This window comes from Enterobacter sp. ECC-249, assembly GCF_043965265.1.
Classification (GTDB): domain Bacteria; phylum Pseudomonadota; class Gammaproteobacteria; order Enterobacterales; family Enterobacteriaceae; genus Enterobacter; species Enterobacter quasiroggenkampii.
In genome coordinates, this window is sequence record NZ_CP143660.1 from 528,899 (window position 1) to 550,651 (window position 21,753).

General features: G+C 54.8%; 21 protein-coding genes. 13 read left to right on the forward strand and 8 right to left on the reverse strand.

Annotated features, from left to right (window positions below; genetic code table 11):
• Window positions 1–214 precede the first annotated feature (214 nt).
• Both V1587_RS02590 and mdtD read left to right on the forward strand, forming a co-directional pair.
• Window positions 215–922 carry a FadR/GntR family transcriptional regulator gene (locus V1587_RS02590; RefSeq protein ID WP_023309775.1) on the forward strand — a complete coding sequence of 236 codons (708 nt, stop codon included), beginning with the start codon at window positions 215–217 and terminating at the stop codon, window positions 920–922.
• Window positions 919–2,352: a multidrug transporter subunit MdtD gene (gene mdtD / locus V1587_RS02595; RefSeq protein WP_371899834.1), complete on the forward strand. Its 1,434-nt coding sequence runs from the start codon at window positions 919–921 to the stop codon at window positions 2,350–2,352. The genes V1587_RS02590 and mdtD overlap by 4 nt, the downstream gene beginning before the upstream one ends.
• Here the strand turns inward: mdtD and rbsR are convergent.
• From rbsR to kup, 7 genes are all read right to left on the reverse strand, one after another.
• Window positions 2,318–3,310 carry a ribose operon transcriptional repressor RbsR gene (gene rbsR / locus V1587_RS02600; RefSeq protein WP_371899832.1) on the reverse strand — a complete coding sequence of 331 codons (993 nt, stop codon included), beginning with the start codon at window positions 3,308–3,310 and terminating at the stop codon, window positions 2,318–2,320. The genes mdtD and rbsR overlap by 35 nt on opposite strands.
• Window positions 3,311–3,313: 3 nt before the next feature.
• The gene (rbsK, locus tag V1587_RS02605; protein ID WP_371899837.1) at window positions 3,314–4,243 is read right to left on the reverse strand and encodes a ribokinase; all 930 of its coding nucleotides are present in this window, start codon (window positions 4,241–4,243) and stop codon (window positions 3,314–3,316) included.
• A 106-nt stretch (window positions 4,244–4,349) separates the two neighbouring features.
• Window positions 4,350–5,240: a ribose ABC transporter substrate-binding protein RbsB gene (rbsB, locus tag V1587_RS02610; RefSeq protein ID WP_371899831.1), complete on the reverse strand. Its 891-nt coding sequence runs from the start codon at window positions 5,238–5,240 to the stop codon at window positions 4,350–4,352.
• Between the two features lie 27 nt (window positions 5,241–5,267).
• A complete protein-coding gene (gene rbsC / locus V1587_RS02615) occupies window positions 5,268–6,233 on the reverse strand; it encodes a ribose ABC transporter permease (RefSeq protein ID WP_371899830.1) in 966 nt (321 codons plus the stop codon).
• Between the two features lie 4 nt (window positions 6,234–6,237).
• The gene (rbsA, locus tag V1587_RS02620) at window positions 6,238–7,743 is read right to left on the reverse strand and encodes a ribose ABC transporter ATP-binding protein RbsA (protein WP_371899836.1); all 1,506 of its coding nucleotides are present in this window, start codon (window positions 7,741–7,743) and stop codon (window positions 6,238–6,240) included.
• Window positions 7,744–7,750: 7 nt separating this feature from the next.
• Window positions 7,751–8,170 (reverse strand): D-ribose pyranase, encoded by a 420-nt coding sequence (rbsD, locus tag V1587_RS02625; protein ID WP_032662094.1) that lies wholly within the window; start codon window positions 8,168–8,170, stop codon window positions 7,751–7,753.
• 226 nt (window positions 8,171–8,396) lie between these two features.
• A complete protein-coding gene (gene kup, locus V1587_RS02630; RefSeq protein ID WP_371899829.1) occupies window positions 8,397–10,265 on the reverse strand; it encodes a low affinity potassium transporter Kup in 1,869 nt (622 codons plus the stop codon).
• Window positions 10,266–10,487: 222 nt separating this feature from the next.
• Between kup and ravA the strand changes: the two genes are divergently transcribed.
• Together ravA and viaA are read left to right on the forward strand one after the other, a co-directional pair.
• Window positions 10,488–11,984, forward strand: a complete 1,497-nt coding sequence (ravA, locus tag V1587_RS02635; protein WP_395314497.1) for an ATPase RavA — start codon at window positions 10,488–10,490, stop codon at window positions 11,982–11,984.
• Window positions 11,978–13,429 carry an ATPase RavA stimulator ViaA gene (viaA, locus tag V1587_RS02640; protein ID WP_395314498.1) on the forward strand — a complete coding sequence of 484 codons (1,452 nt, stop codon included), beginning with the start codon at window positions 11,978–11,980 and terminating at the stop codon, window positions 13,427–13,429. The genes ravA and viaA overlap by 7 nt, the downstream gene beginning before the upstream one ends.
• On the opposite strand, the gene asnA is transcribed toward viaA, so the two are convergent.
• Window positions 13,430–14,422 carry an aspartate--ammonia ligase gene (gene asnA / locus V1587_RS02645; protein WP_395314499.1) on the reverse strand — a complete coding sequence of 331 codons (993 nt, stop codon included), beginning with the start codon at window positions 14,420–14,422 and terminating at the stop codon, window positions 13,430–13,432.
• A gap of 151 nt (window positions 14,423–14,573) precedes the next feature.
• Here asnA and asnC point away from each other — a divergent pair, with 151 nt between their 5' ends.
• The 9 genes from asnC to atpH all read left to right on the forward strand — a co-directional run bounded on the left by asnC (window position 14,574) and on the right by atpH (window position 21,744).
• Window positions 14,574–15,032, forward strand: coding sequence for a transcriptional regulator AsnC (asnC, locus tag V1587_RS02650; RefSeq protein WP_023333916.1), 459 nt, complete (start codon window positions 14,574–14,576; stop codon window positions 15,030–15,032).
• 90 nt (window positions 15,033–15,122) lie between these two features.
• Entirely contained in the window at window positions 15,123–15,572 is a 450-nt protein-coding gene (gene mioC, locus V1587_RS02655) for an FMN-binding protein MioC (protein WP_023309786.1), read from the forward strand.
• Window positions 15,573–15,946: 374 nt separating this feature from the next.
• Window positions 15,947–17,836 (forward strand): tRNA uridine-5-carboxymethylaminomethyl(34) synthesis enzyme MnmG, encoded by a 1,890-nt coding sequence (gene mnmG, locus V1587_RS02660; protein WP_023333918.1) that lies wholly within the window; start codon window positions 15,947–15,949, stop codon window positions 17,834–17,836.
• 107 nt (window positions 17,837–17,943) lie between these two features.
• Window positions 17,944–18,567, forward strand: a complete 624-nt coding sequence (gene rsmG, locus V1587_RS02665; RefSeq protein WP_148769899.1) for a 16S rRNA (guanine(527)-N(7))-methyltransferase RsmG — start codon at window positions 17,944–17,946, stop codon at window positions 18,565–18,567.
• A gap of 616 nt (window positions 18,568–19,183) precedes the next feature.
• Window positions 19,184–19,564 (forward strand): F0F1 ATP synthase subunit I, encoded by a 381-nt coding sequence (atpI, locus tag V1587_RS02670; protein WP_371899825.1) that lies wholly within the window; start codon window positions 19,184–19,186, stop codon window positions 19,562–19,564.
• An 8-nt stretch (window positions 19,565–19,572) separates the two neighbouring features.
• The gene (gene atpB, locus V1587_RS02675) at window positions 19,573–20,388 is read left to right on the forward strand and encodes a F0F1 ATP synthase subunit A (RefSeq protein ID WP_008500193.1); all 816 of its coding nucleotides are present in this window, start codon (window positions 19,573–19,575) and stop codon (window positions 20,386–20,388) included.
• 49 nt (window positions 20,389–20,437) lie between these two features.
• Complete coding sequence (atpE, locus tag V1587_RS02680; protein WP_000429386.1) at window positions 20,438–20,677, forward strand: F0F1 ATP synthase subunit C; 240 nt, start codon at window positions 20,438–20,440, stop codon at window positions 20,675–20,677.
• Between the two features lie 48 nt (window positions 20,678–20,725).
• Window positions 20,726–21,196, forward strand: a complete 471-nt coding sequence (atpF, locus tag V1587_RS02685) for a F0F1 ATP synthase subunit B (protein WP_014072436.1) — start codon at window positions 20,726–20,728, stop codon at window positions 21,194–21,196.
• Window positions 21,197–21,210: 14 nt separating this feature from the next.
• Entirely contained in the window at window positions 21,211–21,744 is a 534-nt protein-coding gene (atpH, locus tag V1587_RS02690) for a F0F1 ATP synthase subunit delta (protein WP_023309790.1), read from the forward strand.
• Window positions 21,745–21,753: the final 9 nt, after the last annotated feature.

Sequence of the window (21,753 nt, forward strand, 5' to 3'; positions counted from 1 at the left end):
CGGCGTGTGTGCCGTTGTTCCGTGTCAGTGGAGGCGCATTATAGGGAGTTATTCCGACGTGACAAGAGGAAATTTAAAAAAAGTTTTCACCCGCCTTTTTTTTCACCAACAGAGGTGAAATCAAGCTACAAATTGTTCTATTTGATGTATCTGCAACCATAATCACATTCGAGGTGGCATAATTATCAGCATGAATCTTTAAGGAATAAAAGCGATGCCATTAAGCGCACAACAGCTGGCCGCCCAAAAAAACCTGTCGTACGTGCTGGCAGAAAAGCTCGCTCAGCGGATTTTAGCGGGTAAATATGCCCCGGGTAGCATCCTGCCGGGTGAAATGGAGCTGGGTGAGCAGTTTGGGGTAAGTCGTACCGCGGTTCGCGAGGCGGTGAAAACCCTGACGGCAAAAGGTATGGTGCTTCCACGCCCGCGTATAGGCACACGCGTGATGCCACAGAGTAACTGGAATTTTCTCGATCAGGAGCTGCTCTCCTGGTGGATGACGGAAGATAACTTTCATCAGGTCGTCGATCACTTTCTGGTGATGCGCAGCAGCCTTGAACCTCAGGCATGTCTGCTTGCCGCCACGCTAGGAACAGCAGAGCAAAAAGCGCAGCTTAACGCGTTGATGGAAGAGATGGTGTTCCTGAAAAAGCACTTCAACCGCGAACGCTGGGTTGAGGTCGATATGGCCTGGCATGAACACATCTATATGATGAGCGCCAATCCGTTCCTCACCTCTTTTGCCTCTTTATTTCATTCGGTGTATCACACCTACTTTACCTCTATTACACAAAACGAAGTGGTAAAACTGGATTTGCATCAGGCGATAGTGGATGCCATCCAGGAAAGCGACGGGCAGCGAGCCCTGAGTGCGTGCCAGGCATTGCTGGCCGCGCCAACCCACCAGCAGGTAAATAAATGACAAAGAAAAAAGCGCGCAGCATGGCCGGATTGCCGTGGATTGCAGCCATGGCGTTTTTTATGCAGGCACTGGATGCCACCATCCTCAACACTGCGCTTCCCGCTATTGCGCAAAGCCTTAACCGCTCCCCGCTGGCGATGCAGTCCGCCATCATCAGCTACACGCTGACGGTCGCAATGTTAATTCCGGTTAGCGGCTGGCTGGCCGACCGCTTTGGCACCCGCAGAGTTTTCATGCTGGCCGTAACGCTCTTTACGCTCGGTTCGCTGGCCTGTGCGCTCTCCTCGTCCTTAACGGAGCTGGTTATCTTCCGCGTATTACAGGGCATCGGCGGCGCGATGATGATGCCCGTGGCGCGCCTTGCCTTACTACGAGCCTATCCTCGAAGCGAACTGCTTCCCGTGCTCAACTTCGTCACCATGCCGGGACTGGTCGGCCCGATACTTGGCCCGGTACTCGGTGGCGTGTTTGTCACCTGGGCAAGCTGGCACTGGATTTTCCTGATTAATATTCCGATTGGCGTTGCGGGGCTGCTGTATGCCCGCAAATATATGCCGAACTTCACCACACCAAGGCGCAGCTTTGACATGGGCGGCTTTTTCCTGTTTGGCCTGAGCCTGGTACTCTTCTCCAGCGGGATGGAGCTGTTTGGCGAGAAGATCGTCGCGACGTGGATGGCGCTCTCCGTTATCCTCGGCGGTATTCTGTTATTCCTTCTTTATATACGTCACGCGCGCCGTCACCCGACGCCGTTAATCTCTCTGGGGCTCTTTAACACCCGAACGTTTTCCGTAGGGATTGCAGGGAACATTGCGTCTCGTCTGGGGACGGGTTGTGTACCGTTCCTTATGCCATTGATGCTGCAGGTGGGTTTCGGCTACCCGGCCCTGATTGCCGGGTGCATGATGGCGCCCACGGCAATGGGCTCAATTCTGGCAAAATCAACCGTTACACAGGTGCTGCGCTGGTTTGGCTATCGTAAGACGCTGGTTGGCGTGACGGTCTTTATTGGTCTGATGATTGCGCAGTTCTCACTGCAGTCCGCCGCGTTACCCGTCTGGATGCTGATCCTGCCGCTGTTTGTGTTGGGCATGGCGATGTCGACGCAGTTCACGTCGATGAACACCATCACCCTTGCCGATCTGACTGACGAGAACGCCAGCAGCGGCAACAGCGTGCTGGCGGTAACGCAACAGCTGTCGATCAGTTTAGGGGTTGCCGTGAGTGCAGCGGTGCTGAGGTTTTATGAAGGTTTTGACAACGCAAATACCGTTGAGCAGTTCCACTATACCTTTATCACCATGGGCGCACTTACCGTCATTTCAGCGCTGGTCTTTATGCTGTTAAAACCGAAAGACGGCCGAAACCTGATTAAAGAGCGTCACAAAGAGAAAGCTAAACCGAACCGCGTTCCATCAGAACAGGAGTAAGCTGCAGGCGTTGCTGCTGCAGCGTGGGCTGAGCCATTCGGTGGATTAACACATCGATGGCCAGCTCGCCCAGCTCATCTTTTGGCTGATGGATGGTGGTGAGCGGCGGCGTCATATAGCTGGCCAGCTCGATATCATCGTAGCCGATTACCGCCATATCGTGGGGAACACGCAAACCGGCCTGATATAAAGCCTGATAGGCGCCAAACGCCATGGCGTCGTTGCCGATAAACACCGCCTGCGGACGCTGAGGCTGCGCCAGCAGCGTCTGCATCGCTTCAAAACCACCGTGAAACTCAAAATCACCGGTAATACGGTAACCTTCCGGCACGGAAAGGCCCGCCCGCGCCATTGCGGCGAGATATCCTTCCAGACGCAAACGCGCCGGGGTTTTGTCCAGCGGGCCGGTAATACAGGCGATGCGGTTATAGCCTTTATCGATCAGATACTGAGTGGCCATATCGCCCCCCAGCAGAGAGTTATCCTGAATAAGGTCGCTGGTGCCGTCGAACGGTGCCCAGTCCATCATCACCGTGGGAATGGAGGGATAGCGCTGGATAATCTCTTTCGAGGGCTGGTGCGTTTCAGTACAAAGCAGCAGTAGCCCGTCGACGCGTTTTTGCATCAGCGTTTCCAGGTTACGGTTCATGCGCTGCTCGTCCCCTTCGGTATTGCACAGCACCAGGCTGTAGCCACGCTCGAAGCAGCTGCGCTCCACGCCGCGAACCAGCTCAGAATAAAAGGGGTTGGTACTGGCGGTGATCAGCATACCGATGGTACGCGTCTGGTTGAGCTTAAGGCTGCGCGCCAGCGCAGACGGCGCATAGTTGAGATCTTTTACTGCCGCTTCGACTTTTTCCCGAATCGCCTCGCTGACGAAGCGATCGTTGTTTATAACGTGAGAGACCGTCGAGGTAGAAACGCCCGCCAGGCGGGCGACATCTTTCATTGTGGCCAAGCGTTACCCCTGCTGACTTAAGAATTCATCTATCTCTTTACGCCACGGAACGGAAGGCTGGGCGCCCTTGCGCGTCACTGCAATCGCGGCGGCAGCGTGTGCGAAGCGGATAGCGTCATCCATTCTCTTGCCTTCCAGCAGCGCGGTCACCAGTGCACCATTGAAGGTGTCTCCCGCTGCGATGGTATCAATCGCTTTGACCTTAAAGCCCGGCACGCGACGGCCTTCGCCATTGACGCTTGCCCACACCCCACGGCTGCCCAGGGTGATGATCACCGTTCCGATGCCTTTGTCGTGAAGCGCACGCGCCGCTCGGGCGGCATCGTCATCATTTTCTACGCGAATGCCCGTCAGCTTTTCGGCTTCGGTTTCGTTCGGCGTAATAATGTCCACCAGCGCCAGCAGCTCGTCTGATAATACACGGGCTGGGGCTGGGTTAAGTACGACAGTGGTATGATTTTCATGCGCGATTTTGGCGGCGGCCAGCACGCTTTCAACCGGTGATTCCAGCTGCATCAGCAGGGCTTCGGCTTCGCCGATGATTGTACGTTGCGCCTCTACGCGTTCCGTCGTCAGCGCAGCGTTAGCGCCAGCATGAATACCGATAACATTCTCACCTTCCGCGTTGACGAAAATCAGCGCCACGCCGGTCGATTCCCCTGCAACAACGCTGACCGGTGCGATATCGATATTATCGCTCGCCAGCTGCTTGCGTACGCGTTCGCCGGTATCGTCATCGCCCGTGCAGGCGATAAACGCAATGTTTGCCCCGCTGCGGCCGGCGGCGACGGCCTGGTTTGCACCTTTACCGCCGAAGGCCACCTGATACTGGTTACCCGTGACGGTTTCGCCCGGTGCAGGGAACGATTCAAGGTTAAGAATGTGATCGGCATTGATACTGCCAAGGACGACGAGGTTGCCTGCGGTTTTCATGGTTGGGTTGTCCATCTGAGAGCGCCACCGGTGTTACCCGGTGGCGTATGCCACACTTTTCTTTATTGGTGTCCCTCAGGCCGCCAGTGACGACCTGATTCGCCTTTTACTGCTTGATGACCAGCTTCAGGTCAACAGGGTATTTAGCCTGAACTTTTTCGCCCTTCAGCACTTTGTCGGCAGTTTCAACGCCAGTGACGCCAATCTGCTCTGGTAGCTGAGCGATGGTCGCAGCCAGTTTGCCATCGTTTACTGCTTTTTCACCATCCGGCGTGCCGTCAAATCCGACAACCATCACATCAGATTTACCAGCGGTCTGCAGGGCACGCAGCGCGCCCAGCGCCATTTCGTCGTTCTGCGCGAATACCGCCTGCACGTCAGGATGCGCAGTCAGCAGGTTCTGCATAACGTTCAGACCTTTAGTACGGTCGAAGTCCGCAGGCTGGCTCGCCAGCACGTTGAATTTGTGCGCTGCAACCGCCTGCTGGAAGCCTTCGCCACGCTCGCGGGCTGCAGACGTACCGGCAATCCCCTGCAGTTCGATAACTTTCGCGCCTTCGCCTGCTTTCTTCGCAATGTAGTCACCCGCGATTTTGCCGCCCAGCACGTTGTCAGACGCGATATGGCTCACCACGTCGCCTTTGGTTGCCTGACGGTCCAGGGTGATTACCGGGATCTTCGCCTGGTTTGCCATTTTCACGGCGTTACCTACGGCATCGGAATCGGTTGGGTTGATCAGCAGGATTTTAGTGCCGCGAACGGTTAAGTCCTGAACGTTAGCCAGCTCTTTCGCCGGGTTGTTCTGTGAATCCAGTACCACCAGGTTGTAGCCCAGTTTGTCCGCTTCTTTCTGCGCACCGTCCTTCAGAGAGACGAAGAACGGGTTGTTCAGGGTAGAGACAACCAGCGCGATGGTATCTTTCGCCATGGCGTTAGCACTTACGGTTGCGCTCAGCGCGACAGCAGAAACCAGGGTAGCCAGTTTTTTCATGTTCATATCTAAGATGTCCTGTAGTGTCGTCAGTTACTGTTTTTTGTTGTCTACCAGTACCGCCAGCAAAATCACCACTGCCTTAACGATCATCTGGTAATAGGAGGAAACACCTAACAAATTCAAACCATTATTCAGGAAACCGAGAATTAGTGCGCCGATCAATGTCCCAACAATGCGACCTTTACCGCCCGCAAGACTCGTACCGCCCAGAACCACCGCCGCGATAGCATCCAGCTCATATCCCGTACCCGCCGTCGGCTGCGCGGAGGAGAGGCGCGCCACTTCGATGATACCCGCCAGTGACGCCAGCAGACCGCACAGGGAGTACACGATGACTTTAACTTTATTAACGCTAATCCCGGACAGGCGCGTTGCCGCTTCGTTACCGCCCAGCGCATAGATGTAACGGCCCAGACGGGTGTGGTGCAGCATGTACCACGCCGCCAGGAAGACGAAAGCCATGATCCAGACCGGGGTCGGAACACCCAGCGGGCGACCGATACCGAACCAGCCAAACAGATCGGCGTTATCGGTGAAGCCGGTGTTGACCGGGCTGCCGTTGGTATAAACCATGGTCACCCCGCGCAGCAGCAGCATCATTACCAGCGTCGCGATGAACGCCTGAACGCGGCCTTTTGCTACAATCACGCCGGTTACGGCACCAATCGCCGCACCTGCAGCCAGCGCGGCGGCCACGGCCACCAGCGCGTTAACTTCAATCCCGACAATCGAAGCGGCGATCGCGCCGGTGAGTGCCAGCAGGGAACCGACGGACAGATCGATACCTGAGGTCAAAATCACCAGCGTCATGCCGACCGCCATAATGGCGTTCACCGACGTCTGCTGCAGAATGTTGAAGAGGTTATTTACGGTGAAGAAATTCGGGCTCATGGTCGACACAATCGCGATCAGCACCAGCAGGGCAATCAGCGATTTTTGCTCCATCAGCCACGCCTTTGTGAAATAGCGGCGACCAGAAACAGCCTGGGTTGTCATCTTCTTACTCCTGATTCACGCGATTAAGCTTGCCCACAGCGGCAGCCATCAGAACTTCCTGGGTGGCCTGCTCGCGAGTGAATTCACCGCCGAGATGCCCTTCATGCATGACGATAATGCGATCGCTCATGCCTAATACTTCTGGCATCTCGGAAGAGACCAGAATGATGCTCAGACCGTCGGCCTTAAACTGGTTAATCAGCTGATAGATCTCTTTCTTCGCGCCCACGTCCACGCCGCGGGTTGGCTCGTCGAGGATCAACACTTTCGGGCGCGTCATCAGCCCGCGCGCAATCGCCACTTTTTGCTGATTACCGCCGGATAACAGGCCAATCGCCTGCTCCATCGACGGGGTTTTAACGTTAAAGAGACGGATGAAATCGCTGACCGCCTGCTGCTCGTCTTTATGCTTCAGGCTGCCGCCGCTGTGGCTGAAATAGCGCAGCGCGGTCAGGGACATGTTCTCTTTTACCGACATACCCAGCACCAGGCCGTCGCGTTTGCGGTCTTCGGAGATATAGACGATGCCGTTCGCCAGACCATCCTGCGGAGAGCGGGTGACCACTTCATGACCGTCAAGGGTGACATAACCGCTGGTGCGCGGCAGTGCGCCGTAGAGCACTTTCATCAGCTCAGTACGTCCCGCGCCCATCAGGCCCGCCACGCCCAGGATCTCGCCCTGGCGCAGGGTAAAGGTGACGTCGTTCACACCCGGACCGCAGAGATTGTCCACCTTCAGGCGGATCTCTCCCGGCGCTTTATCCAGATGCGGATACTGATCTTCCAGCTTACGTCCCACCATCATTTCGATAAGCGTATCTTCAGTCAGCGTCGCCACTTCGCGTTCGGCAATAAACTGCCCGTCGCGGAAGACGGTGACGTCGTCGCAGATCTCGAAGATCTCTTTCATGCGGTGAGATATATAGACAATCCCGCGCCCCTGCGACTTCAGCTCGCGGATAACGCGGAACAGGGATTCGGTTTCGGTATCGGTCAGGGCGTCGGTCGGTTCATCCATGATGATGACCTTCGACTCAAAGCTCAGCACCTTCGCGATTTCCACCATCTGCTGATCGCCGATGGAGAGATCGCCCACCAGGCGGTCGCTCTTAAAGCGCAGATTCAGCTTCGCCAGCAGCTTGTCCGCTTCGGCATACATAGTTTTCCAGTCGATTTTGCCGAACCGGTTAACAAACTCGCGGCCGAGGAAGATGTTTTCCGCAATCGTGAGCTGAGGGATGAGGTTCAGCTCCTGGTGAATAATGCCGATACCCGCTTCCTGAGAAGATTTCGGGCCAGAGAAGGTGGTTTCTTTACCCAGCCAGACGAGTGAACCGGCATCGCGCTGGTAGATACCGGTCAGCACTTTCATCATGGTGGATTTGCCGGCACCGTTCTCGCCCACCAGCGCCATCACGCGCCCGGGGTAGACGTTCAGCGCCGCGCCGGAGAGGGCTTTCACGCCCGGGAACGACTTATCGATCCCTTTGAGTTGCAGTAATGCGTCCATGATGGCCTCAGAAGGTGACGCCAGCACAGAGAATAATATTCGCATACGGGGAACACTCCCCGCTGCGAATCACCGCCTGACTGTCTGCGGTTTGTTGTTTGAACTGTTCGTGCGTCGTGTAACGAATTTCTATGGTGTTTCCCTGGTGTTGTTGCAGCTGCTCAATATGGCTGAGCAACGTTTCGTGGAGTTGCGGATTATGTTGTTTGATTTCCGCCGCGAGAATGGCCGCCTCAACCTGCATCTCCGCGGTCACCACGTCCAGTACCTGCATAAACGAGGGTACGCCCTGCGTTAACGCCATATCGATACGGGTTGTGCTGCGCGGAACCGGTAAGCCTGCATCGCAAACCACCAGCGTATCGGTATGCCCAAGACGGGAAATAACCGATGAGATTTCTGAGTTGAGTACAGTGCCTTTCTTCATTTTCTTGCTCCACTAGCGAAACGTTTCGCTAAAAGGAGTGTAGCGCCAGAAATGTTCAGAAAACCATCATGACGTAACAGATTTGTGATCGACGTCGAAACGTTTCGCTAAGTGAAATAGAGTGGAGGTAAATGCAAAACGGTAACCCCCAGGTTACCGTTTTTTATGTTTGCGCCCTCTCCCTGTGGGAGAGGGTCGGGGTGAGGGCATCAGGGCGCACAAAGACTTAAATCTCGACCTGCGTACCCAGCTCTATCACGCGGTTAGGCGGGATCTCAAACTGGTCAGGCGCACGCAGGGCGTTACGCTGCAGGATCAGGTACAGCTTGCCGCGCAGGCGCAAATACCACGGGCGCTTGCCGATGATCAGCGACTCGTGAGACATAAAGAACGACGTCTCCATCATCCGGCAGCTCAGCCCTTCCAGACCGCAGCGGTGGAACACCTCTTCCACGTTTGGCGTTTCACGCCAGCCGTAGCTCGCCACCACGCGCCAGAAGGTCGGCGACAGCTGCTCAATCTGCACGCGACGCACGTTGTGAACGTAAGGCGCATCTTCGGTACGCAGCGTCAGCAGGATCACGCGCTCGTGCAGCACTTTGTTGTGCTTGAGGTTATGCATCAGCGCGAACGGAATGACGTTCAGCGCACGAGACATATATACCGCGGTCCCCGGCACGCGAACCGGCGGGGATTTCTCCAGAGAGGCGATCATCGCCTCCAGAGAATTGCCGTGCTCATGCATGCGCCGCAGCAGGCGGAAACGCTCGCTTTTCCAGGTGGTCATGACGATGAACATCACCAGACCCAGCGTCAGCGGCAGCCAGCCGCCGGAAACAATTTTGTCGAGGTTCGCAGAGAACAGCGGCACGTCAATACACAGGAAGCCCACCAGAATCATCGCCACGAGGAATTTATTCCAGTGCCAGTTTCGGTACGCCACCGTAGTGGAGAGAAGCGATGTCAGCACCATCGTACCGGTTACCGCAATACCGTACGCCGCCGCCAGGTTACTGGAGTGCTCAAAGCTGACGATGACAATCACAACCGCGAAATAGAGCAGCCAGTTAATGAACGGGATATAAATCTGACCTGACTCCATCTCTGAGGTATGGATGATGCGCATCGGCGAGAGATACCCCAGACGCACGGCCTGACGCGTCAGAGAAAAGACGCCTGAAATCACCGCCTGAGAGGCAATGACGGTCGCCAGCGTCGCCAGGATCAGCATCGGCACCAGCGCCCAGTCAGGCGCCAGCAGGAAGAACGGGTTCTTTATCGCTTCCGGATTTTTGAGCAACAGCGCGCCCTGGCCGAAGTAGTTCAGCACCAGCGACGGCAGTACCACAATAAACCAGGCCACGCGGATAGGCAGTTTCCCGAAGTGACCCATGTCAGCATACAGCGCTTCAACGCCGGTGATGGAGAGCACGACCGCCCCCAGCGCAACGAAGGAAACCACTTTGTATTCGAGGAAGAAATGCACGGCCCAGTAAGGGTTCAGCGCCTGCAGCACTTCCGGGTTCGCGATAATACTGCGCAAACCAAGCGCCGCCAGGATCAGGAACCAGGCCAGCATAATCGGCGCAAACAGTTTACCCACCAGCCCGGTACCGTGCTTCTGGATCACAAACAGCAGCGTCAATACGATTATCGCCAGTGGGACCACCCACGTATCAAGCTGCGGTGCGATGATCTCCAGCCCCTCTATCGCCGAGAGGACCGAAATCGCGGGCGTGATAACCACCTCTCCATAGAAGAAGCTGCCGCCAATCAGGCCGATAATCACCAGCACGGAGGTCATTCTGGCGGAGGTGTTGCGCCCTGCAAGGGACATCAGGGTCAGGATCCCGCCTTCGCCCGCGTTGTCAGCGCGCATAACGAAGGAGAGATATTTCACAGAAACCACCAGGATCAGCAGCCAGAAGATGAGGGACAGGAAGCCAAATACGGCATCGCGCTCAACACCAAAGCCAAACTGGCCGGACAGACATTCACGAAGCGTATAAAGCGGGCTGGTGCCGATATCACCGTAGACAACCCCGATCGCCGCAAGCGTTATTGCGGGTAATGATTGCTTATTATCAGTGCTCATAGACTAGTCTTTTCGTTTGAATAACAAATGTGTTCCTGGTCCCTTGGCCCACAAAAAGCGCACAGTATGCACGATTCAATGCAAAATCGTACCCCTAAATGCAACCGCATTAATGTAGCGCAAAGAAAATTGCGCCGCACTTCAGTCTATTACCAGCCCTGACTGAAACGTCTATACTCGCTTCAATTAGCCGCCACGACGGCGAAAGGATGCAAAACTATTATGGCTCACTCACATTTATTAGCAGAAAGAATTTCCCGCCTCAGCAGCGCGCTGGAGAAAGGCCTTTTCGAGCGTAGCCACGCCATTCGCCTCTGTTTACTGGCGGCGTTGAGCGGTGAAAGCGTGTTTCTGCTTGGGCCACCGGGCATCGCCAAAAGCCTCATTGCCCGCAGGCTTAAGTTCGCTTTTCAGAATGCCCGCGCGTTTGAATATCTGATGACCCGCTTCTCCACTCCCGAAGAGGTTTTCGGCCCCCTTTCCATTCAGGCGCTAAAAGATGAAGGGCGCTACGAGCGTCTGACGGCGGGGTATCTGCCTGAGGCTGAAATTGTCTTTCTCGATGAGATCTGGAAAGCGGGACCGGCCATTCTGAACACCCTGCTCACGGCGATAAACGAACGTCGGTTCCGCAACGGGGCCAGCGAAGAAAAAATCCCGATGCGCCTGCTGGTGGCCGCCTCTAACGAACTGCCCGAAGCCGACAGCAGCCTGGAAGCGCTGTATGACCGTATGCTCATCCGCCTGTGGCTGGACAAAGTACAGGATAAGTCTAACTTCCGCTCTATGCTGATCAGCCAGCAGGATGAAAATGAAAATCCGGTGGCGGCTTCATTGCAGGTGACCGACGAGGAGTATCATCAGTGGCAGGAAGAGATCGGCAAAATTAAACTGCCCGATGCCGTTTTTGAACTGATTTTCATGCTGCGCCAGCAGCTCGACCTGCTGCCTTCAGCGCCGTACGTCTCTGACCGCCGCTGGAAAAAAGCGATCCGCCTGCTGCAGGCCAGCGCCCTGTTCAGCGGGCGTGATGCCGTTGCGCCCATCGATCTCATCCTGCTGAAAGACTGCCTGTGGCACGACGCAGAAGGCATGAACCTGATGCAGCAGCAGCTTGACGTTTTGATGACCGGACACGCCTGGGGGCAGCAGGCAATGCTCAACCAGCTGGGGGCGATTGCCCAGCGGCGCATCCAGCTTCAGCAGCAGCAAAGTGATAAAACCGCCCTGAAAGTGAATCGCCTGGGGGGGATGTTCGCCCGCAAACCGCACTATGAATTACCCGCCGAACTCACCAGCCCGACGCTGACCCTGCTGCTCCAGCAGCCGCTCAAGCTGCATGATATGCAGGTGGTGCACGTGACGATTGAACGCGAGGCGCTAGCGCAGTGGCTGGATAAGGGCGGAGAGATCCGCGGAAAGCTCAACGGCATCGGTTTCGCGCAGCCGCTGAATATGGAAGTGGACAGCAGCCAGCACCTGGTGATCCGCGACGTCAGCCTGCAGGGCTCGCGTCTCGCGCTACCGGGAACCGCTTCGGACAGCGTGCCGGAAGAGATTAAGCAGCCGCTGGACGCGCTGGATACCGAATGGCACCAGCAGCACACCCGCTTTAGCGAGCAGCAAAAATGCCTCTTTATTCATAGCGACTGGTTAGGTCGCATCGAAGCCAGCCTGCAGGACGTCAGCGCGCAGATTAAACAGGCGCGTCAATGCTAACCCTGGATACGCTAAACGTCATGCTGGCCGTCAGCGAAGAAGGATTGATCGAAGAAGTGGTCATAACCCTTCTGGCATCGCCGCAGCTGGCGGCGTTTTTTGAAAAATTTCCGAAGCTTAAAAAAGCGATGACCGACGATCTCCCGCGCTGGCGCGATAACCTTCGCCAGCGGTTTAAGGAGACGGAAGTCCCGCCTGAATTGACGGAAGAGGTGGCCTGTTATCAGCAGTGCCAGCGGCTCTCCACGCCGCAGTTTATCGTCCAGCTTCCGCAAACCCTGACGTTGCTCGACAAGGTCCACTCGCCGTTTGCCAGCCAGGCCCGGGGGCTGGTCACGGATAACGCCACCTTTACTCCGGCGCTGCACACCCTCTTCTTACAGCGCTGGCGGCTGAGCCTGGTGGTTCAGGCTACAACCCTTAACCAGCAGCTGCTGGACGAAGAGCGCGAACAGCTGCTCAGTGAAGTTCAGGAACGCATGACCTTAAGCGGCCAGCTTGAGCAGGTGCTGGTGGAGAATGAAAACGCCGCCGGGCGTCTCTGGGATATGAGCGCCGGTCAGCTCCGGCGCGGGGACTATCAGCTGATCGTCAAATACGGCGATTTTCTGACGCAGCAGCCCGAGTTGATGAAGCTTGCAGAACAGCTGGGACGCTCGAGGGAGGCAAAGTCGGTCCCAAAGAAAGATGCCCCGATGGAAACCTTCCGCACCCTGGTGCGCGAACCGGCCACCGTGCCGGAGCAGGTCGACGGGCTCCAGGAGAGCGATGACATTTTACGCCTGCTGCCCACGGAGCTGAGCACGCTGGGGATGACCGAGCTGGAGTATGAGTTTTACCGTCGGCTGGTGGAAAAACAGCTCCTCACCTACCGGCTGCACGGCGAAGCCTGGCGCGAGAAAATCAGCCAGCGGCCGATCGTTCATCAGGATTTTGATGAACAGCCGCGCGGGCCCTTCATCGTTTGCGTGGATACGTCCGGATCGATGGGCGGCTTTAACGAGCAGTGTGCAAAAGCGTTTTGTCTGGCGCTGATGCGCGTGGCGCTCGCCGATCGTCGTCGCTGCTTCATCATGCTGTTCTCCAGCGAAGTCGTGGGCTATGAGCTGACGAACCAGCAGGGGATCGAGCAGGCAATCCGCTTCCTGAGCCAGCGTTTTCGCGGCGGCACCGATTTGGCCAGCTGTTTTCGCAGCATCGTTGAGCGGATGCAGGGCGGCGACTGGTACGACGCTGACGCGGTGGTGATTTCCGATTTTATTGCCCAGCGGCTGCCGGATGACGTGATAAATAAAGTGAAGGAATTACAGCGGGTGCATCAGCACCGTTTTCATGCGGTGGCGATGTCCGCCCATGGAAAACCCGGCATCATGCGCATCTTCGATCATATCTGGCGCTTTGATACCGGGTTGCGTAGCCGCCTGCTCAGACGCTGGCAGCGTTAATTACAGAAGAGAACCGACGCTTTCACGTATCTGCTGCGGCCAGACGCCACACTGAACCTGACCAATATGGGGCAGCTGAAGCAGCAGCATGGTCAGACGGGACTGGCCGATACCGCCGCCAATCGTCTGCGGCATTTCGCCGCGCAGCAGCGCCTGGTGCCACTCGAGTTTGAGGCGATCTTCATCACCGGTCACCGCCAGCTGGCGCTTCAGCGCCTCAGCATCCACGCGGATCCCCATAGAAGAAATCTCGAATGCGTCTTCCAGTACCGGGTTCCAGACCAGAATATCGCCGTTCAGACCGGCGAATTCCCCCTCACCGGCGGTGCTCCAGTCATCATAATCCGGCGCACGAACGTCATGGCGTTTACCGTCAGACAGCTTGCCGCCGATCCCAATCAGGAACACCGCCCCCAGCTCTTTGGCGATCGCGCGCTCGCGGCCTTTGGCATCCAGATCCGGGAAACGGGTCAGCAATTCCTGGCTGTGCACAAAGTGGATCGATTCCGGCAGGAACGGTGCCAGACCAAACTCTTTGCTTACGGCCGCTTCGGTTGCTTTGATCCCGGCGTAGATCGCCTCAACGGTGGATTTCAGCGTGCCGACGTGGCGCTCGCCATCACCCATCACGCGCTCCCAGTCCCACTGGTCAACGTAAACGGAATGAATCGGAGAAAGGCGGTCTTCATCGGGGCGAAGGGCCTTCATGTGCGTGTAGAGCCCTTCGCCCGCGCTGAAGTCGTGTTGTCCAAGGGTTTGACGCTTCCACTTCGCCAGGGAATGAACCACTTCGAACTGGGCGTCTGGCAGCGTTTTCACTATCACCTGTACCGCTTTTTCGCATCCAGACAGGTTATCCTGCGTCCCGTCGCCCACGCGGCTAAGGATCGGAGCCTGGACTTCAATCAGCCCTAGCTTCTCTTCCAGCTGGCGGGAAAAATGGGATTTTACGAAACTGATCTGGCGTTGTTTTGCGATGTAAGCGGTTTTCATTATTTATACTCCTGCGTCCTGTTGATATTGATTAAGCAACAGAAATGGCATCACATTCAATAACTCATCAACAAAAAGCCACCTTCACTTTTGATTCGATAAAATTAAACGCTAGAATAGAATGATTCATTAATCTTCATAAGAAAAAGCTATGGAAAATTATCAGATCGACAATCTCGACCGCGGCATCCTGGAGGCGTTAATGGCCAATGCCCGTACCGCCTACGCCGAACTGGCAAAACAGTTTGGCGTCAGCCCGGGAACCATTCACGTTCGCGTAGAGAAGATGAAGCAGGCGGGGATCATTACCGGCGCACGCATTGACGTCAGCCCTAAACATCTGGGTTACGACGTCTGCTGCTTCATCGGCATCATTCTTAAAAGCGCCAAAGACTATCCTTCCGCCCTGGCGAAGCTGAACGCGCTGGATGAAGTCACCGAGGCGTATTACACCACCGGGCACTACAGCATCTTTATTAAAGTCATGTGCCGATCTATCGACGCCCTCCAGCAGGTACTTATCAACAAGATCCAAACAATCGATGAAATTCAATCCACCGAGACCCTGATCTCCCTGCAAAACCCGATCATGCGTACCATCCGCCCGTGATCGGGCAAATCCATTCCCACATTTTCCACAGGTAGATCCCAGCTCGTTCACAGCGTACAATGGCCGTCTCTTTATCTGGGCGAGCGATCAATGGCGGACATTACCCTTATCAGCGGCAGCACCCTTGGTGGTGCGGAATACGTAGCGGAACACCTGGCTGAGAAGCTGGAAGATGCGGGCTTTTCCACAGAAACCCTGCACGGCCCGTTGCTGGAAGATCTTCCGACTGACGGGGTCTGGCTGCTGATCACCTCCACGCACGGCGCGGGCGATCTGCCGGATAACCTGCAACCTTTATATGACGAACTGCTGGAACAGCAGCCCGATCTGTCAAACGTCCGTTTTGGCGCAGTAGGGATCGGCAGTCGTGAATATGACACCTTTTGCGGGGCAATAGAGAAAGTTGAAGCCGCTGTGACCTCCTGCGGAGCAAAACAGCTGGGTGAAACGCTCAAGATCAACATCCTCGATCATGACATTCCGGAGGATCCAGCCGAGATCTGGCTCGCGGAATGGAAAAATTTACTCAAAAACGATTAAAGATCGCGCGAACAGATGTGGATAACTCTGGTTAAAAGCTCGTATTAACCCGTAGTTATCCAAATAACAACTATTGTATCGTTTTTGACCTGTGTATAAAGTCGCGTTCTGATCCCAGCTTATACTGTCCAGGATCACCGATCATTCACAGCAAACGATCCTTTCTAACTGCATGATCTTCTTTGCGAGATCGGACTTATCCACACAGGTTCGCGATCCTAATAAGAGATCACAATAGAACAGATCTCTAAATAAAAAGATCTTCTTTTTAATAGCCCAGGATCCCAATGCTTTCTCGAAAGACTAAAGTTGAGTAGAATCCACGGCCCGGGCTTCAATCCATTTTCATACCGCTTTACGCGAGGCAGACCACCATGTTTTATCAGGATCCTTTTGACGTCATCATCATTGGCGGGGGTCACGCAGGCACTGAGGCCGCAATGGCCGCAGCGCGTATGGGTCAGCAGACCCTGCTTTTGACACACAATATCGACACGCTGGGACAAATGTCCTGTAATCCGGCGATTGGCGGCATTGGGAAAGGACACCTGGTAAAAGAAGTGGATGCACTTGGCGGCCTGATGGCGAAAGCGATCGATCAGGCTGGCATCCAGTTTAGGATACTAAACGCGAGTAAAGGTCCCGCTGTGCGTGCGACCCGAGCTCAGGCAGACCGCGTGCTTTACCGTCAGGCAGTGCGTACCGCTCTGGAGAATCAGCCGAACCTGATGATCTTCCAGCAGGCGGTTGAAGATCTTATCGTTGAGAACGATCGCGTCGTGGGTGCCGTGACCCAGATGGGCCTCAAATTCCGCGCGAAAGCCGTGGTGCTGACCGTGGGCACATTCCTGGACGGTAAAATTCATATCGGTCTGGATAACTACAGCGGTGGCCGTGCCGGCGATCCGCCGTCTATTCCACTGTCTCGCCGTCTGCGTGAACTGCCGCTACGCGTAAGCCGTCTGAAAACCGGTACGCCGCCTCGTATTGATGCGCGCACCATTGATTTCAGCGTGCTGGCGCAACAGCACGGTGATAACCCTATGCCGGTCTTCTCGTTCATGGGCAATGCGGCACAGCATCCGCAGCAGGTGCCGTGCTATATCACGCATACCAACGAGAAAACTCACGATGTGATCCGCAATAACCTCGATCGCAGCCCGATGTACGCCGGCGTGATCGAAGGGATCGGTCCGCGCTACTGCCCGTCGATCGAAGACAAAGTGATGCGCTTTGCCGATCGTAACCAGCACCAGATCTTCCTGGAGCCGGAAGGGCTGACCTCAAACGAAATTTACCCGAACGGCATCTCCACCAGCCTGCCGTTCGATGTGCAGATGCAAATTGTTCGCTCAATGCAGGGGATGGAGAATGCGAAAATCGTTCGCCCTGGCTACGCTATTGAGTACGATTTCTTCGATCCGCGTGACCTGAAGCCAACCCTGGAGAGCAAATTCATCCACGGTCTGTTCTTCGCGGGGCAAATTAACGGCACCACCGGCTACGAAGAAGCGGCTGCACAGGGTCTGCTTGCCGGTCTGAACGCCGCGCGCTTCTCTGCTGAGAAAGAGGGCTGGGCACCAGGCCGTTCTCAGGCGTATCTGGGCGTGCTGGTTGACGATCTCTGCACGCTGGGTACCAAAGAACCGTACCGTATGTTTACCTCTCGCGCAGAATATCGCCTGATGCTGCGTGAAGATAACGCCGACCTTCGTCTGACCGAAATGGGCCGCGAGCTCGGCCTGGTCGATGACGAACGCTGGGCGCGCTTCAACGAGAAGCTGGAGCGCATTGAACAGGAACGTCAGCGTCTGAAAACCACCTGGGTTAATCCGCAGGCGGAAACCGCTGCTGAAGTAAACGCTCACTTAACAGCGCCGCTGTCGCGCGAGGCCAGCGGTGAAGATTTGCTGCGCCGTCCTGAAGTCACCTACGAGAACCTGGTCAAACTGACCGCGTTCGCGCCGGGCCTGGAAGATGCTGAAGCTGCAGAGCAGGTTGAGATCCAGGTGAAGTACGAAGGTTACATCGCGCGTCAGCAGGATGAGATCGAAAAGCAGCAGCGCAACGAAAACACGCTCCTGCCGGAAATGCTGGACTACCGCCAGGTGACTGGCCTTTCCAACGAAGTGATCGCTAAGCTGAACGATCACAAACCGGTGTCGATCGGCCAGGCATCGCGAATCTCGGGCGTGACCCCAGCGGCGATTTCGATCCTGCTGGTGTGGCTGAAAAAGCAAGGCATGCTGCGCCGCAGCGCGTAATTGACATTGCTTTTGGCGGGTGGCGCTTCGCTGACCCGCCCTACTTATTCGTAGGCCCGGTAAGCGGCAGCGCCACCGGGCAAAAAAACTCTCAACAGGTATTCACCGTGCTCAACAAACTCTCTCGTCTGCTGGATCAGGCAGGTATTTCGCTCACCGATCACCAGAAAAATCAGCTGGTGGCGTATGTCGATATGCTGAACAAATGGAACAAAGCGTACAACCTGACGTCTGTTCGCGACCCCAACGAGATGCTCGTTCGCCACATTCTCGACAGCATCGTGGTTGCCCCCTGGCTGAAAGGTGAACGCTTTATCGACGTGGGTACAGGACCAGGTTTACCGGGCGTTCCGCTGTCGATTGTTCGCCCTGAGAGCCACTTCACGCTGCTGGACAGCCTTGGCAAACGCGTGCGCTTTTTACGTCAGGTACAGCATGAGCTGAAGCTTGAGAACATCACGCCCGTGCAGAGCAGGGTAGAGGAATTCCCGGCAGAGCCGCCGTTTGACGGGGTTATCAGCCGCGCGTTTGCGTCGCTCAATGACATGGTGAGCTGGTGCAAACACTTGCCTGCAGAGAATGGCCGCTTTTATGCGCTGAAAGGGCAGTTGCCAGGCGATGAGATTGAACAGCTTCCGGACGGTTTTGCCGTCGAGTCTATTGAGAAATTAGAGATTCCTCAGCTCGAAGGTGAACGTCACCTGGTGATAATTAAGCCAAACAATTTTTAAAAAATTAATAAAAAATGTGGAATTCGTGCTGTTCTTATCATGTTAAAAAACAGCACAACTAGCGGGGATTTATCGGGCGACTTTTAACCTCTGCTTCACTAAGGTTTTTCTTCCGGTTAACGAAGTAACTATTATTCACCGAGAAGATAGTCATCTGTGAAAATATAAGTCTGCTAAAAGTGGAAGGCAGTAACCAGAACGCAATGTTAATTATTTATTAAGAATGTCAATAAAAGGTTTTTATTGTGTACTGGGCTGTTTTGAAAATAGTTACGACGTTTTGCGTTTAATTTCATAAAGATAAATTTCCGCGATTTGCGCCTTTGATAAATACAACCTTATCGCAAATGTGTGTTTTGTGATCTCGTGCACGCTTTATCGTCAACGTTTTCGCGCTGTTTGCAGTTTTGGTCGAAGGTTGACGCTTTCAGCGAAAGTTAAAAAATAGCGGTGGGGAAAAATATTTAAACATTTATTCACCTTTTCGCTACTTAATGTTTGAAATCACGGGTGCGCACCGTATAATTTGACCGCTTTTTGATGCTTGACTCTGAGCCTTAAAGGACGTTTTATACGACACGCGACATACCTCGAAGGGAGCAGGAGTAAAAACGTGATGTCTGTGTCGCTCTTGAGTAGAAACGTTGCTCGTAAGCTTCTGTTCATTCAGTTTCTGGCTGTGATAGCAAGTGGACTGCTGTTTAGCCTCAAAGACCCCTTCTGGGGCATCTCCGCCGTGTGCGGGGGTTTGGCGGTTGTGCTGCCAAACGTGTTGTTTATGATTTTTGCCTGGCGTCATCAGGCGCATACACCCGCCAAAGGCCGCGTGGCCTGGTCCTTCGCCATCGGCGAAGTGTGTAAGGTGTTGCTGACCTTTGCTCTACTGGTGATGGCGCTGGCGGTTTTGAAAGTGGTCTTCATGCCGCTGATAGCAACGTGGGTTTTGGTGCTGGTGGTACAAGTTCTGGCTCCAGCTGTAATCAATAACAAAGGGTAAAAGGCATCATGGCTTCAGAAAATATGACGCCGCAGGATTACATAGGTCACCATCTGAATAACCTTCAGCTGGACCTGCGTACATTCTCGCTGGTGGATCCACATAACCCCCCGGCCACCTTCTGGACGATCAACATCGACTCCATGTTCTTCTCGGTGGTTTTGGGTCTTCTGTTCCTGGCCATGTTCCGCGGTGTTGCTAAACGGGCGACCAGCGGTGTACCAGGGAAATTCCAGACCTTCATCGAAATGATCATCGGCTTCGTCCATGGCAGCGTCAAAGACATGTACCATGGCAAGAGCAAGCTGATTGCTCCGCTGGCGCTGACCGTGTTCGTTTGGGTCTTCCTGATGAACCTGATGGACCTGCTGCCAATCGATCTGCTGCCGTTTATCGGCGAGCACATCTTCGGCCTGCCTGCACTGCGTGTTGTACCGTCTGCGGACGTGAACATCACCCTGTCGATGGCGCTGGGCGTGTTTATCCTGATTCTTTTCTACAGCATCAAAATGAAAGGCGTAAGCGGCTTTGTGAAAGAGCTTACCTTGCAGCCGTTCAACCACTGGGCGTTTATTCCGGTCAACCTGATCCTGGAAGGCGTTAGCCTGCTGTCCAAACCTGTTTCACTGGGTCTGCGACTGTTCGGCAACATGTATGCGGGTGAGCTGATTTTCATTCTGATCGCGGGTCTTCTGCCGTGGTGGTCACAGTGGGTTCTGAATGTGCCGTGGGCCATTTTCCACATCCTGATCATTACGCTGCAAGCCTTTATCTTCATGGTTCTGACGATCGTCTATCTGTCGATGGCGTCTGAAGAGCACTGATTTTTTACCAACACTACTACGTTTTAATTGAAACAAACTGGAGACTGTCATGGAAAACCTGAATATGGATCTGCTGTACATGGCTGCCGCTGTGATGATGGGTCTGGCGGCTATCGGTGCTGCGATCGGTATCGGCATCCTCGGGGGCAAATTCCTGGAAGGCGCAGCGCGTCAACCTGATCTGATTCCTCTGCTGCGTACTCAGTTCTTTATCGTTATGGGTCTGGTGGATGCTATCCCAATGATCGCTGTAGGTCTGGGTCTGTACGTGATGTTTGCTGTCGCGTAGTAGTAGTTTTAAAACCCTAAGCCACAGAAATTAAAGAGGTATTGTGCTGTGAACATGAACGCAACAATCCTCGGCCAGGCCATCGCGTTTATTCTCTTTGTCTGGTTCTGCATGAAGTATGTATGGCCGCCTTTAATGGCTGCCATCGAAAAACGTCAGAAAGAAATTGCTGACGGTCTGGCTTCTGCAGAACGCGCTAAGAAAGATTTGGACCTTGCACAGGCCAACGCGACAGACCAGCTGAAAAAAGCGAAAGCGGAAGCTCAGGTTATCATCGAACAGGCTAACAAACGCCGTTCGCAGATCCTGGACGAAGCCAAAGCTGAAGCAGAACAGGAACGTACTAAGATCGTGACACAGGCTCAGGCAGAAATTGATGCTGAGCGTAAACGTGCTCGTGAAGAACTGCGTAAGCAGGTTGCGATTCTGGCTGTTGCTGGCGCCGAGAAGATCATCGAACGTTCCGTGGATGAAGCTGCTAACAGCGACATCGTGGACAAACTTGTCGCTGAACTGTAAGGAGGGAGGGGCTGATGTCTGAATTTGTTACGGTAGCTCGCCCCTACGCCAAAGCAGCTTTTGACTTTGCTGTCGAACACCAAAATGTCGATCGCTGGCAGGATATGCTGGCGTTTGCCGCTGAGGTGACGAAAAACGAACAAATGGCTGAGTTGCTTTCCGGTGCGTTAGCACCTGAAACTCTCGCCGCGTCGTTTATCGCCGTGTGCGGAGAGCAACTGGATGCCAACGGCCAGAACCTGATTAAGGTGATGGCAGAAAATGGTCGTCTCCGTGTGCTCCCGGATGTTCTCGAGCAGTTTGAGCACTTACGTGCCCTCAGTGAAGCAACCGCTGAAGTTGAAGTAACTTCTGCGACTGAACTGAGTAACGAACAGCTTGCGAAAATCACCGCCGCGATGGAAAAACGTCTGTCACGCAAAGTTAAGCTGAATTGCAAAATCGATAAGTCTGTAATGGCAGGCGTAATCATCCGTTCGGGTGATATGGTCATTGATGGCAGCGTACGCGGCCGTCTTGAACGCCTTGCAGACGTCTTGCAGTCTTAAGGGGACTGG

Excerpts from the sequence above, each read along its gene's own strand:
- V1587_RS02590 (WP_023309775.1), top strand. The coding sequence starts at position 215 with ATGCCATTAAGCGCACAACAGCTGGCCGCCCAAAAAAACCTGTCGTAC.
- mdtD (WP_371899834.1), top strand. The coding sequence starts at position 919 with ATGACAAAGAAAAAAGCGCGCAGCATGGCCGGATTGCCGTGGATTGCA.
- rbsK (WP_371899837.1), bottom strand. The coding sequence starts at position 4,243 with ATGAAAACCGCAGGCAACCTCGTCGTCCTTGGCAGTATCAATGCCGAT.
- rbsB (WP_371899831.1), bottom strand. The coding sequence starts at position 5,240 with ATGAACATGAAAAAACTGGCTACCCTGGTTTCTGCTGTCGCGCTGAGC.
- rbsC (WP_371899830.1), bottom strand. The coding sequence starts at position 6,233 with ATGACAACCCAGGCTGTTTCTGGTCGCCGCTATTTCACAAAGGCGTGG.
- rbsA (WP_371899836.1), bottom strand. The coding sequence starts at position 7,743 with ATGGACGCATTACTGCAACTCAAAGGGATCGATAAGTCGTTCCCGGGC.
- rbsD (WP_032662094.1), bottom strand. The coding sequence starts at position 8,170 with ATGAAGAAAGGCACTGTACTCAACTCAGAAATCTCATCGGTTATTTCC.
- kup (WP_371899829.1), bottom strand. The coding sequence starts at position 10,265 with ATGAGCACTGATAATAAGCAATCATTACCCGCAATAACGCTTGCGGCG.
- ravA (WP_395314497.1), top strand. The coding sequence starts at position 10,488 with ATGGCTCACTCACATTTATTAGCAGAAAGAATTTCCCGCCTCAGCAGC.
- viaA (WP_395314498.1), top strand. The coding sequence starts at position 11,978 with ATGCTAACCCTGGATACGCTAAACGTCATGCTGGCCGTCAGCGAAGAA.
- asnA (WP_395314499.1), bottom strand. The coding sequence starts at position 14,422 with ATGAAAACCGCTTACATCGCAAAACAACGCCAGATCAGTTTCGTAAAA.
- asnC (WP_023333916.1), top strand. The coding sequence starts at position 14,574 with ATGGAAAATTATCAGATCGACAATCTCGACCGCGGCATCCTGGAGGCG.
- mioC (WP_023309786.1), top strand. The coding sequence starts at position 15,123 with ATGGCGGACATTACCCTTATCAGCGGCAGCACCCTTGGTGGTGCGGAA.
- mnmG (WP_023333918.1), top strand. The coding sequence starts at position 15,947 with ATGTTTTATCAGGATCCTTTTGACGTCATCATCATTGGCGGGGGTCAC.
- atpI (WP_371899825.1), top strand. The coding sequence starts at position 19,184 with ATGTCTGTGTCGCTCTTGAGTAGAAACGTTGCTCGTAAGCTTCTGTTC.
- atpB (WP_008500193.1), top strand. The coding sequence starts at position 19,573 with ATGGCTTCAGAAAATATGACGCCGCAGGATTACATAGGTCACCATCTG.
- atpE (WP_000429386.1), top strand. The coding sequence starts at position 20,438 with ATGGAAAACCTGAATATGGATCTGCTGTACATGGCTGCCGCTGTGATG.
- atpH (WP_023309790.1), top strand. The coding sequence starts at position 21,211 with ATGTCTGAATTTGTTACGGTAGCTCGCCCCTACGCCAAAGCAGCTTTT.